This window comes from Amycolatopsis sp. NPDC004378 (assembly GCF_053602455.1).
On the sequence record NZ_JBSGDR010000001.1, the window covers coordinates 1182404 to 1194665 of the forward strand.

Genomic DNA, 12262 nt, shown 5'->3' on the forward strand with positions numbered 1-12262 from the left:
GAATGGTCTTCGCATAGGTTAACGCACGTGATCAGAGCCTATGACGCAAACTTCGTGCCCGGGGTTCCGCGGATCCGGTGGTTGCGGTGAACGGTCGGTGAACTAGGAGGTGTACACCTTCGGGTCCAGCGTGCCGATGTAGGGCAGGTCCCGGTACCGCTCGGCGTAGTCCAGGCCGTAGCCGACGACGAACTCGTTGGGGATGTCGAAGCCGATGTACTTCACCGGGACGTCCACCTTGACCGCCTCCGGCTTGCGCAGCAGCGAAACGACCTCGAGCGACGCCGGGTTGCGGCTCGCGAGGTTCTTCAGCAGCCACGACAGCGTGAGGCCGGAGTCGACGATGTCCTCGACGATCAGCACGTCCCGGCCGGCGATGTCCCGGTCGAGGTCCTTGAGGATCCGCACGACGCCGGACGACGACGTCGACGAGCCGTACGAGGAGACGGCCATGAATTCCAGCTGCGTCGGCAGCGGCAGCGCGCGGGCGAAGTCGGTCATGAACATGACCGCGCCCTTCAGGACGCCCACCAGCAGGAGTTCCCCCTGCCCGTTGGCCGGGTAGTCGGCGGCGATCTGCGCCGACAGCTCCGCGATCTTGTCCTGGATCTGCTGCTCGGTGACGAGCACGGAGGCGATTTCGCCCTCGTACACGGGTCATTCTCCTCGAGTGGTGGGTTGGGAGGTGATGCAGAGCCTGCCACGTGCCCGGCGCGCCTCCAAGTTGCCCGGCAGCCACACGCCGCCCTGACCACGCCACCGGGCGACGAGCTCGTCGACGGCCCGGAGGTGCCCGTCGGTGAGCTCGCGCACACCCGATTGCAGCAGCCACCTGCGGAGAACCCGCCGCCGCACCGCCGCGGGCTCGGGCGCGAGCACGCCGACATCCAGCCCTTCGGAGCCGCCCGCGCGGGTGAAGATCATGTCCGCCAATGTGTCCAGTGCCTCACTGTCCTCACGCAGTTGCGCGGCCGTGCGGGCGAGCGCGCCGGCGACGCCGCCGTTGAGGACGTCTTCCAGCAGTGGCAGCACTTCGGTGCGCAACCGGACGCGGGTGAAGCGCGGCTCGGCGTTGTGCGGGTCCTCCCAGGGCTCGACACCGAGCTCGGCGCAGGCGGCCCGGGTGGTCGCGCGCGGCACCGCCAGCAGCGGACGGCCCCACGGCGGGTCGTGCGGGCGCATCCCGGCGACGCTGCGGGGGCCGGAGCCGCGGCCGAGCCCGAGCAGGACCGTTTCGGCCTGGTCGTCGAGGGTGTGGCCGAGCAGGACCAGCTCGTGTCCGCGCAGCGCGTGGTAGCGGGCCTTGCGCGCGGCGGCTTCCGGGCCGCCCGGGCCGGTGACGTCCGCCCGGCGCACCTCGGCGTCGTCCGCGCCGAGGGACTTCGCGGCCGCGGCGGCGTCGCGCGCGATCTTCGCCGAGCCCTCCTGCAGGCCGTGGTCGACGACCAGCGCGCGGACGCGGCGGCCCTGCCCGTGCCCCACGTACGCCGTGGCCTCGGCGAGGGCGAGGGAATCGGCACCGCCGGAGACCGCGACGCACAGCTCGGGCGGCGGCTCGACGGTCTCGAGGAAGGCGCGGACCGCCCGCCGGACCGCCGCGACCGCCGGCCCGGTCATCCGTGCAGGCGCCGGACCCACGCGGCCGGATCGGAGATCTCGGCGCGCGACGGCAGGGTGTTGGGCGACCGCCAGACGGCGTTGAAGCCGTCCATGCCGACGGCGTCCACGACGTGCTTGGTGAACTTCGCGCCTTCTTCGTACTGACGGATCTTCGCGTCGACGCCGAGCAGCGCGCGCAGCAGCCGGTCGAAGACGCCGCCGCCCTTGCGCCGGGCGGTGAACCGCGCGCGGATCGTGTCGACGCTCGGCACGACCTGCGGGCCGACGGCGTCCATGACGTAGTCGGCGTGGCCCTCCAGCAGCGTCGAAAGGGCCAGCAGCCGGTCGAACACGGCGCGTTCCTTCGGCGACTGGAGCAGCTCCGCGAGGTTGAGCTTCGGGCCCTGCTTGATCGCCTCGGGAAGGCGCCCGACCAGGTCGGCCAGGCTGTCGGAGCCACCGCCCGCAAGCCCGGAAACGAGTCGCTCGACCTCGTCGGCGAAGTAGTCGCGCAGCCACTTGACCGCGGTGAACTGCAGCCGGTGGGTGCACTCGTGCAGGCAGACCCAGAGCCGGAAGTCGTGGCCGGGGACCTGCATGGCCTGCTCGGCGGCGACGACGTTCGGCGCGACGAGCAGCAGCTGGCCTTCGCGCTCGGGGCCGCCGAAGGGGTCGTACTGGCCGAGCACGCGGCTGGCCAGGAACGCGAGCACCAGCCCGGTCTGCACGCCGGCGCCGCCGGCCAGGATCGGGCCGAACGGCCCGCCCTGCTGCGGCAGCGCACGCCCGGTGAGCGCGTCCAGCCCGGCCGCGGCCGAGCGCACCCAGCCGGGGCGGTCGACGACTTCGCCGGGCAGCAGCGGCAGGTCGAGGCCCAGGCTCGTCAGCTGCCGGACGTGCCCCTCGGCTTCGACGGTGAGCTCACGCAGGTCGGTGACGGCCGCTTCGGCCTCTTCGCGCGGGACCTGCGGGCCGCCGCGCACGAGCAGCGCGCCGGTCTGCGCGGCGAGTGCCCAGTCGACCATGGGCCGGGTCTCGGTTTCCTGACTCACCCTTCCGACGCTACCTGCCCGGGACGGGTTTCCGGCCACGATCTCCGCACGGTTCGGCGTCCGCGGCTACGAGCATCCGCACTTGCGGAGGCTCGTGGCCAAGGCGTCGATGGCGTCGCGGCCCGGTTGCTGGTCCGAGCCGTTGGACATGAACGCGAACACCAGCACCCGGCCGTCCTGGTCCAGGACGAGGCCGGCGAGCGTGTTCACGCCGGTCAGGGTGCCCGTCTTGGCGCGGACCCAGCCGCGGCCCGCCTGGGACGCCGGGGTCTCGAAGCGCTTGTCGGCGAGGGTTCCCGAGCCGCCCGCCACCGGGAGGCCGGCCAGCATCGGGCGCAGCTTGGCGGTGTTCTCGTTCTTGCCCTCCGGTGCCGCCGCGGCCGCCATCAGCTGGGTCAGCAGCTTCGCCGGGATCTTGTTCTCCGTCGAGATGCCGCTGCCGTCGGAGAGCTTGACGCCCGTGGTGTCGAAGCCGTGGTCCTTGAGCACCTTCAGGGTCGCCGCCGCGCCGCCGGCGAAGCTCGCTTCCTGGCCGGACGCCAGCGCGACCTGCCGCGCGAGGGCTTCGGCGAGGACGTCGTCGGACAGCTCCATCGTGTCCGAGACCAGCTCGGTCAGCGGCGCCGACTTGACCTCGGCGAGCACCTTCGCGTCCTTCGGCGCGGTGGTCTGCCCGCCGGGCGACGCGCTCAGCTTCGACGCGATCGTCGACGCCAGCGCGCTCCCCGCGTTAGGCGCGCGCTGGGAGTTGTTGTTCTTCGGGTCCAGGCGCCCGGCGTCGGCCATGACCGACCCGATCTGGGTGGCGAACGTCGACGGCGCGTCGCCCGCGGCCCAGCCCGGCGCGGTCGTCGCGCCCTTGAACAGGCTGAGGTCGACCTGCACCTTCTTGACGCCGGGGTTGGCCTTCTTGACCTGCGCGACGAGGTCGTCGACGTGCGCGGCGCCCGGGTACAGCGGCGATTCGGTGCCCAGCGGCAGCCCGGTGAGGGTGACGTCGCCGCCGCCGACCAGGATCACCGTCCCCGGGTCGGCGCCCTGGACGATCTTCGTCGACAGCCGGGTGTTCGGGTCCAGCGCGAGCAGGGCGGCCGCGGAAGTGAGCACCTTCGTCGTCGAGGCGGGGGTCACGGCGGTCGCCGAGCTGTGGTCCCACAGCGTCGTGCCGGTCACCGGGTCGACGACGCTCCCGTTGAGCTGGCCGAGGGCGCTGTTCGCGGCCGCGCCGGCCAGCGCGGACTTGACGCCGTTCGCGGTCGGCGCCTGCCCCGACGTGTCCGGCCCCTGCAGCTGACGTGTCGCCGCGGCCGGTTCCGGGCTGTCGCCCTTCGGCGCGTTCGGCGCCCACGGCAGGCCGAGGCGGTTCGACACCTTCGGCATCGCGGCCGCGATGCCGCCGCCGGCCAGGACCAGCAGGACGACCACGACGAGCGCGATGATCTTGCCCTTGCGCCGCTTCTTCTTCGGCGGCTCCTCGGCGGTCGCGGCCGGTGGCGTCGCCGGGGGTTCGGCGGGCGGTTCGCCGCGCTGCTGCGGCTGCTGCTGGAAGGCCCCGGGGAACTGGGTGGGCCGCTCGATCCCGACGGTCGCCTCGGCGTCGAAGCGCTGCCCGTCCGGTTCGATCCGCATCGGCCGGGCCAGCGAGCCCGCGGACGCCGGCGGGACGACCCCGCGCGGCGGCTCCGGCGGCAGCGCGGGCCGGCCGTCCGCCACGTCCACGCGCTGCGCCCACGGCGGCTGCGGTTCCTGGGGACGCTGCGGCTGCTGGGGCCGCAGTTGCTGGGTCTCCTCGCCGCGGGGCTGCGGCTCATCGCGCCGCGGCTGCTCGTCCCGCCGCGCCTGGGGCTCGTCCCGGTAGGGCTGCGGCTCCTCCCGCCGCGCCTGGGGCTCGTCCCGGTAGGGCTGCGGCTCCTCCCGCCGCGCCTGGGGCTCCTCCTGGCGCGCCTGCGGCTCCTCCCGGGGAGGCTGGGGCTCGTCCCGCCGCGGCTGGGGTTCCTCCGTCCGCGGCTGGGATTCCTCGCGGCGCTGCTGGTCGGCGCGCTGCAGCTGCTCTTCCCGGCGCTGCTGCTCCTCGCGCCACAGCTGCAGCTCCTCCCGCCACGGCTGCGACTCGGGCTTCTCGGTCTGAGGCTCTTCGTGCCGGTCCTGCTGCTCGGCAGGCCAGACGTTGCGTTCCACCGGCACCCACGGCGCCTTCTTGGGCGGCTGCTCGACCTCGATGAACTGGGTGTTCTCCGCGGTCGGGGCCGGCTCGGCGGGCTTGGCCCCGGCCGGCTTGGGCTCGCGCGAGCCCAGGCGGTCGGCGAGGTCCTGCTTGGCGGGGGTCGGCGGCTGCGCGGGTTCTTCGGCGGGGACGTTCAGCCCCGGGATCGGCTCGGGCTCGACGTTCGGCGCGAACCACGACCCCTTCGGCGCCTCACTGCCTGTGACGTTGGGCACGCCCGGCCGGTCCGGAGGGCTCTCCGGCGGGTCGGGCAGCGACATCGGGGTGGTCTTCCGCGCGCCGGACGACGAGCGGTCTTCGTCCGACGAAGGCCACATCGGCTGGTCGTTTTCCGGCACCCACCACTCCTTCTCACCTGCCCCGGAAGGGGCCAAGCTCACATGCCGCGTGGCCGACATCGATGCGACCCCGCGGCAGGGCGTAGTCCACACTAGGAGACGTCAAGACAGTCATGAAGGTTGCCGCCCGCGACGCGGGGCACGCCCGGATATCGAGAAGCAGCGAGGACGCCGTGGAGTTCGACGTCACGATCGAAATCCCCAAAGGGGAACGCAACAAGTACGAGGTCGACCACAAGACCGGCCGCATCAAACTGGACCGGACCCTGTTCACGGCCACCCAGTACCCGGCCGACTACGGCTTCATCGACGACACCCTCGGCCAGGACGGCGACCCGCTCGACGTGCTGGTCCTCGTGCAGGAGCCGACGTTCCCGGGCTGCCTGATCCGCTGCCGCGCGATCGGCATGTTCCGGATGACCGACGAGAAGGGCCCGGACGACAAGGTCCTCGCGGTCCCGACGAACGACCCGCGCCTGGAGCACCTGCGCGACATCCACCACCTGAACGAGTTCCACAAGCTGGAGATCCAGCACTTCTTCGAGGTCTACAAGGACCTCGAGCCCGGCAAGAGCGTCGAAGGCTCGTCCTGGGTCGGCCGCACCGAGGCCGAGAACGAGATCGCCCGCTCGTACGAGCGCGAGAAGGACCGCCTGGCCAAGGAAGAGGCCGACGGCGGCCACTGAGCCCGTGAAAAGGCCCCCTCGGGATCGTCCCGAGGGGGCCTTTCTCATTCCCCGGTCAGTGCGCCATGGCGAGGGCGGGAGCGTCGTCGGCCTCCGCGCGCTGCTCCATCGCGGACTTGTCCGAGAGCGGCTTCTCCTTGAGGAACCACACCAGGACGAAGCCCACGGTCAGCACGATCCCGCCGACCAGGAACACCGTGCTCATCGACTCGGCGAAGCCCTGCAGGATCGGCCGGGCCAGCGTCGGGTCCAGCGAGGACAGGAACGACGTGTCGTTGACGTCCAGGCCGCTCTTCATCTGCTGCGCGAACTCGGGGTGCTGGGCCAGCGCCGACACGTAGGCCGGCGTGGTCATCGCCGAGCGGACGGCGTTCGCGATCTTGTCGGCGACCGTGCCGAACAGGATCGAGAGGAACACCGCGGTGCCCGCCGTGCCGCCGATCTGCCGGAAGAACGTCGCCGCCGAGGTGGCGACGCCGATGTCCTGCGGGCGGACGTCGTTGGTCGCGGCCAGCACCAGCGTCTGCATCGAGGCGCCGAGGCCGAGGCCGATCACGAAGGCGATGACCATGACCAGCGCCAGCGAGGTGTCGACGGTGATCGTCGACAGGGCGAACAGCGCCGCCGCCATCAGGCCGATGCCGGCCACGGCGAACATCTTGTAGCGCCCGGTCTTCGAGATGAGCCGGCCGCTGGTCATGCTCGCGGTCATGATGCCCAGCGTCAGCGGGAGCATCTGCAGGCCCGCCTGGGTCGGCGTCGCGCCCTTGACGATCTGCAGGTACAGCGGCAACGACATCATCGCGCCGAACATCCCGGCGCCCTGCACGACCGTGACGAGCGTCGACATCCGGAACACCGGCCGCTTGAACAGGCGCAGCGGCAGCAGGGCGGCGTCGCCCATGCGGCGCTCGATCCAGACGAAGGCGGCCACACCCAGCGCCCCGACGACGTACATCGCGATCGAGGCGGCGGAGCCCCAGCCCCACTCACGGCCCTGCTCGGCGACGATCAGCAGCGGCACCAGGCCGGTGGCCAGCGCGACGGCACCCCAGTAGTCCACCTTCTGGTCGACGCGGGTGTGCGGGAGGTTGAGGACCTTGCTGACGACGACCAGCGCGGCGAGCGCGATCGGGACGTTGACCAGGAACACCCAGCGCCAGCCGGTGATGCCGGCGAAGGAGTCGATGCCGGCGAAGAAGCCGCCGACGACCGGGCCCGCGACGCTCGAGATGCCGAACACCGCCATGAAGTAGCCCTGGTACTTGCTGCGCTCACGCGGCGCGGTGATGTCGGTAATGATCGCCAGTGCGAGCGACATCAGGCCACCGGCGCCGAGGCCCTGGAAGGCGCGGAACGCGGCGAGCTCGTACATCGACGTCGCCATGCCGCTGGCCAGCGAGCCGACCAGGAACAGCGAGATCGCCGTCAGGTACATGGGCTTGCGGCCGTAGAGGTCGGACAGCTTGCCGTACAGCGGCGTCGAGAGCGTCGCGGTGATCAGGTAGGCGGTGGTCGCCCACGCCTGCAGGCTCAGGCCGTGCAGCTCGTCGGCGATGGTGCGCATCGACGACGACACGATGGTCTGGTCGAGCGCGGCGAGGAACATGCCGAGCATCAGCCCGGACAGGACGGTCAGGATCTGGCGGTGGGACAGTTTGCCGTTCGTAGCGGCTGCTCCTTCCGCCGTGGTGGTGTCGCTCATGGTGGTCTCCCTCGGTAAGCCTTCGTCGTATTTGCTTGTACCCCTCAACTACTTGCCTCGGCCAAGTATTCCGCGGAAGCTTGTATGGTGCAATCAAGTTTTCTGTGAGCCCGGTCTCGTCCCGCGCTTGACGGCTTTCGCGACCACCGTGACCTCGGCGGACGGCACATCGAGGCCGGTCACGAAGGCGTAGAGAGCGCCCAGGTCACGGCACCAGACGGCGGCCATCAGGTTCGTGACCCCGGTCGTGGCGAGGGTGCCGTGGACCATCGGGTGGCTCGCCAGCGCCCGCCCGACCTCGTCGAGACGGCCGGGCGGGACGGTCATCCAGACGTTGGCGTCGATCTCCAGGCCCAGCGCTTTGACGTCCACGTTCGCGTAGGTGTGGAGCCGGCCGGCCGCGGCGAGCCGGTCGAGCCGTCGCCGCACGGTCGACTCCGGGGCCTCGGTCGCCAGCTCGCCCGGCCCGAGCCGGGCGTCGGCGGCCAGCCGGTGCAGCAGCCGCCGGTCGAGGTCGTCGAGGGTGACGTCCTCGCCGGACGGCGGCGGGGTCAGCGCGGCGACCTCGGCGTCGGAGAGCAGGCCGGTGCGCCACTGCGTCGCGTCGGAGAAGACGTGCAGCACCGAGTGCGCTCGCAGCTCGGTGACCGCGTTCGTCGACGGCAGCGCGTCGTGCACCAGCCGCCCGTCGAGACCCCCGAGGGCGACGGCGCTGATTTCTTCGCCGCCCGCGAGGATGTCGGCGAACAGGACATCGTCGCGCTTGGCCAGCCCTTCGGCGATCACCGATGTCCGGCCCCGCAGCACCTTGACCCGCAGGAGCATCGCCCCGCGCAGGCCGTGCGCCGGGTTCGGGACGCAGACCACCTCGAGGCGGCCGTCGGCACGCAGGCGGGCGATGACGCGGGTGACCGTGCGCGGCGAAAGATCGAGCACTTCGGCGATCCGGCCGGGCCCGGCGCGGCCGTCGAGCTGCAGGGCCGAAACCACCCGCTGTTCGATTTCTGTCATCAGCTGCACCATGCAGTCCAGTTTCGCTCATGCCGTAGTGCTGGAGTACCTCGCGCAGCCGTTCCGGCCCGATTCTGACCCCATGATGAAGTCCGTGATCGACATCGTGGAAACCCTGGCCGCCGACGTCCGGGCGCCGGAACGGCCGCCCGCTTCGCTCGAAGAACTGGGCACGACCTTCTCCGCCATCGACGACCCGCTGGCCGCCGACCTGCGCGCCGCGCTCACCGACCTCCGGCCGGGCGCGGGCTGGGCGGGCGAATTCGGCGACCTGCCGAGCGGCGAAGTCTGGGTGGTCGACGCGCTGGACGGCGCCGTCCAGCTGCTCCAGGGCCTGCCGCAGTACTGCGTCACCGTGACGCTGGTCCGCGACGGCGAACCCGAGCTGGCCGTGCTGCACTCGCCGTGGCTGCGGGAGACCTACGCCGCGCGGAAGGGCGAAGGCGCGACCAGGAACGGCAAGCCGATCGAGCCGTCACGCAAGAAGACGCTCGACGCGGTCGTCGCCGCGACCAGCCAGCCGCCGTTCGTCACCGGACAGCCGGGCGTGGCCCAGGCCGCCGGGCGATCGCTGACCGCCGTCCTCGAAGAGGTCGCCGCGGTGCGGAACCTCGGGCCGACGTCGTGGCAGGTCGCCGACGTCGCCGCCGGGCGGCTGGACCTCTTCTGGCAGTACGGCACGGACGCGACGAACCTCGCCGGCGCGGCGTTGGTCGCGCGCGAGGCCGGTGCGGTGGTCACCACCGCCGACGGCGCCCCGTGGACGCCGTCGGCCGGCAGTTTCCTCGCCGCCGCACCGGCTCTGCACCCGCTGGTGCGCGACGTCCTGCGTCAGGCGGAGTAGCCCGGGATCGGGAACGGCGCCAGGAACTCGCGGATCTCCGCGGCGATCGAGTCGAGCGAGGACTCGTCGGACGCGGCCGCCGCGGTCACCGTGCGGTCGATCCACTCCGCCACCTGCGGCTGGTGCTCCGGCTTCAGCCCGCGTGTGGTGATCGCGGACGTGCCGAGCCGGATGCCGGACGGGTCGAACGGCTTGCGCGGGTCGAACGGCACCGTGTTGTAGTTCAGCTCGATGCCCGCGCGGTCGAGGGCCTGCGCGGCCGGCTTGCCCGCGACCGCCTTGTTCGTCAGGTCGATCAGCAGCAGGTGGTTGTCCGTGCCGCCGGACACGAGGTCGTAGCCCTTCGCCAGCAGCGCGTCGGCCAGCGCCTTCGCGTTGGCGACGATCGTGTGCGCGTACTCCGAGAACGACGGCTGCTGCGCCTCGCCCAGCGCGACGGCGATCGCCGCGGTCGTGTGGTTGTGCGGGCCACCCTGCAGGCCCGGGAACACCGCCTTGTCGACGGCCTTCGCGTGGTCAGCGTCGGAGAGGATCATCGCGCCGCGCGGGCCGCGCAGGGTCTTGTGCGTGGTCGTCGTGATGACCTGCGCGTGCCCGACCGGCGACGGGTGCGCGCCGCCCGCGACGAGCCCGGCGATGTGCGCGATGTCGGCGACGAGCACGGCGTCGACCTCGCGGGCGATCTCGGCGAACGCCGGGAAGTCGATCGTGCGCGGGATGGCCGTGCCGCCGGCGAAGATGAGCTTCGGCCGGTGCTGGCGCGCGAGGTCGCGCACCTGGTCGAGGTCGACGCGGCCGGTCTCCTTCGCGACGCCGTAGCGCACCGGCGTGAACCACTTGCCGGTCGCCGAGACGCTCCAGCCGTGCGTGAGGTGACCGCCGTCCGGCAGCGCCATGCCGAGCACGGTGTCGCCGGGCTGCGCGAACGCGAGGTACACGGCCAGGTTCGCCGGCGACCCGGAGTACGGCTGGACGTTGGCGTGGTCCGCGCCGAACACGGCCTTCGCGCGCTCGATCGCGAGCTGCTCGACCTGGTCGATGAACTGCTGGCCCTCGTAGTAGCGCTTGCCCGCGTACCCCTCGGAGTACTTGTTGGTCAGCACGGTGCCGGTCGCCTCGAGCACGGCCTGCGAGACGTAGTTCTCCGACGCGATCAAGCGGATCTTGTCGTGCTGGCGCTTCGCCTCGTCCTCGACGAGCCCGGCGATCGCGGGGTCCGCCGCGGCGAGCGCGGTCAGTTTCGGCTGGTGTGTCATGGCGTACTCCGGCTCTGGAGTGGCCTTCACCCAGGCGCGCGGTGCCGGCCTCGTCGTTCGCTTCCCGGTGGTGCTCCACCTCGATGGCGCCAGTCGCTGCTGCGGGAAAGAGCCTAGTCCACGTCGCTGGCGGCCCGGCGGTGTTCGGCGCACCACTTGCGGGTGCAGCCGGACGTCCGGTCGCAGAACGGCCGCGCGCAGGTCGCGCACCGCTTGACCCGCCGCCAGCCGCCGACCGTGACGAGTTCCGCGAGCCCCGCGGCCCCCGCCGCCAGCTCGCCCGTCTCCGCGCGGGGAGTCACGTAGACGATCCGCCACACCGCGCCGGTGTCGACGAGCCGCGGCCGCGCCCCCGCCTCCGCCAGCACGGCGTTGAGGCGGCGCGCGGCCGCGTGTTCATCGGGCAGTTGCGCGACGATGCCGCACAGCTGCGGATTTCCCTGGCGCAGCAACCGTTCCGCGACGCCGAGCTCGGGGTCCAGTGCGCGGAACGGCGGCACGACCGCGTGCTTGCGCACGTCAGTCCACGACCACGACGCCCATGGACCGGGCCGTGCCGGCGATCGTGCGCATCGCCATCTCGACGTCGGAAGTGTTGAGGTCGGGCAGCTTGCGTTCGGCGATCTCCCGCAGCTGGTCCTTGGTCAGCTTCCCCGCGACCTCGTGCCCGGGGTGCGAGGAACCCTTGTCCCCCAACGCCTTCTTGATGAGGAACGCGGTCGGCGGCGTCTTGAGCCGCAGCGCGAACGAGCGGTCCTCGAACACCGAGACGACCACCGGCACGATGTCGCCGCGCTGGGCCGCCGTCGCGGCGTCGTAGGCCTTCTTGACCTCGACGAGGTTGACCCCGGTCTGCCCCAGCATTTTGCCGAGGTCGACGACCGGGGCGTTCCCGGCGCTGAGTTCGAGGGTGACCTGGTGGGTGAGTTTCTTCGGAGCCATGCCCCGAAGCTAGGGTCTCCAGTTACTGGAGAGTCAAACCGGTTTCGTGCCCGCGCGGTGCCGCCGCGCCAGCTCCTGGTAGATCGCCGCGTTGTGCTCGACCCACATCCGGGCCGAGTCGGTCAGCGGCACGAACTTCTTCGCCGGGCTGCCCATCGCGATGACCTCGTCGGGCACCTCGGTCGCCGGTGTCACGGTGGCCCCGGCCGCGACCAGCGCACGCGCGCCGATCTTCGCCTTGTCGAGCACCGTCGAGCCGTTGCCGATCAGCGCCTGCTCCCCGATCGTGCAGTCGTGCACCAGGCACTGGTGGCCCACGGTGACGTTCTTGCCCACCTCGCAGACGCCGTCGTTGACGTGGATCACCGAGTTGTCCTGGATGTTGGCGCCCTCGCGGATGACGATCCGGCCGAAGTCGGCCCGGATCACCGCACCGAACCAGATCGAGGCGTCCTTCTCGACGACGACGTCGCCGATGAGGGTGGCGGTGGGGGCGATCCAGGCGTCCGGGTGGACCTGCGGGCTGAGCCCTTCGAACGAGAACAGAGGCATGCCCAGACCCTAAACCGCCCCGTGACATCCGAGGCTTCGCCTCGGGCCGGGGG

The 12262-nt window shown here is 71.7% G+C and carries 12 protein-coding genes; 2 read left to right on the forward strand and 10 right to left on the reverse strand.

What is annotated here, in order from left to right; translation table 11 throughout:
* Positions 1–102 precede the first annotated feature (102 nt).
* The 4 genes from hpt to dacB form a co-directional block, all read right to left on the reverse strand.
* The gene (hpt, locus tag ACWEN0_RS05815; RefSeq protein WP_451969279.1) at positions 103–654 is read right to left on the reverse strand and encodes a hypoxanthine phosphoribosyltransferase; all 552 of its coding nucleotides are present in this window, start codon (positions 652–654) and stop codon (positions 103–105) included.
* Positions 655–657: 3 nt separating this feature from the next.
* Positions 658–1617 carry a tRNA lysidine(34) synthetase TilS gene (tilS, locus tag ACWEN0_RS05820; protein WP_451969280.1) on the reverse strand — a complete coding sequence of 320 codons (960 nt, stop codon included), beginning with the start codon at positions 1615–1617 and terminating at the stop codon, positions 658–660.
* On the reverse strand, positions 1614–2624 hold the full coding sequence (locus tag ACWEN0_RS05825) for a zinc-dependent metalloprotease (protein WP_451969873.1): 1011 nt from the start codon (positions 2622–2624) through the stop codon (positions 1614–1616). Before ACWEN0_RS05825 ends, tilS begins: the two co-directional genes overlap by 4 nt.
* A 93-nt stretch (positions 2625–2717) precedes the next feature.
* Entirely contained in the window at positions 2718–5213 is a 2496-nt protein-coding gene (dacB, locus tag ACWEN0_RS05830) for a D-alanyl-D-alanine carboxypeptidase/D-alanyl-D-alanine endopeptidase (protein ID WP_451969282.1), read from the reverse strand.
* A 173-nt stretch (positions 5214–5386) separates the two neighbouring features.
* Between dacB and ACWEN0_RS05835 the strand changes: the two genes are divergently transcribed.
* On the forward strand, positions 5387–5899 hold the full coding sequence (locus tag ACWEN0_RS05835; protein ID WP_451969875.1) for an inorganic diphosphatase: 513 nt from the start codon (positions 5387–5389) through the stop codon (positions 5897–5899).
* 55 nt (positions 5900–5954) lie between these two features.
* On the opposite strand, the gene ACWEN0_RS05840 is transcribed toward ACWEN0_RS05835, so the two are convergent.
* Positions 5955–7604, reverse strand: a complete 1650-nt coding sequence (locus ACWEN0_RS05840) for an MDR family MFS transporter (protein ID WP_451969284.1) — start codon at positions 7602–7604, stop codon at positions 5955–5957.
* A 93-nt stretch (positions 7605–7697) separates the two neighbouring features.
* Positions 7698–8615, reverse strand: a complete 918-nt coding sequence (locus tag ACWEN0_RS05845; protein WP_451969285.1) for an Lrp/AsnC family transcriptional regulator — start codon at positions 8613–8615, stop codon at positions 7698–7700.
* Between the two features lie 82 nt (positions 8616–8697).
* On the opposite strand from ACWEN0_RS05845, the gene ACWEN0_RS05850 reads away from it, so the two are divergent.
* On the forward strand, positions 8698–9459 hold the full coding sequence (locus tag ACWEN0_RS05850; RefSeq protein ID WP_451969286.1) for an inositol monophosphatase family protein: 762 nt from the start codon (positions 8698–8700) through the stop codon (positions 9457–9459).
* Here the strand turns inward: ACWEN0_RS05850 and ACWEN0_RS05855 are convergent.
* The 4 genes from ACWEN0_RS05855 to ACWEN0_RS05870 form a co-directional block, all read right to left on the reverse strand.
* Positions 9447–10715: a serine hydroxymethyltransferase gene (locus ACWEN0_RS05855; protein ID WP_451969287.1), complete on the reverse strand. Its 1269-nt coding sequence runs from the start codon at positions 10713–10715 to the stop codon at positions 9447–9449. The genes ACWEN0_RS05850 and ACWEN0_RS05855 overlap by 13 nt on opposite strands.
* Before the next feature lie 113 nt (positions 10716–10828).
* Entirely contained in the window at positions 10829–11233 is a 405-nt protein-coding gene (locus ACWEN0_RS05860) for a hypothetical protein (RefSeq protein ID WP_451969288.1), read from the reverse strand.
* 1 nt (position 11234) lies between these two features.
* The gene (locus ACWEN0_RS05865) at positions 11235–11657 is read right to left on the reverse strand and encodes an uL11 family ribosomal protein (RefSeq protein ID WP_451969289.1); all 423 of its coding nucleotides are present in this window, start codon (positions 11655–11657) and stop codon (positions 11235–11237) included.
* 33 nt (positions 11658–11690) lie between these two features.
* Entirely contained in the window at positions 11691–12209 is a 519-nt protein-coding gene (locus ACWEN0_RS05870) for a gamma carbonic anhydrase family protein (protein ID WP_086853334.1), read from the reverse strand.
* Between the last annotated feature and the right edge of the window lie 53 nt (positions 12210–12262).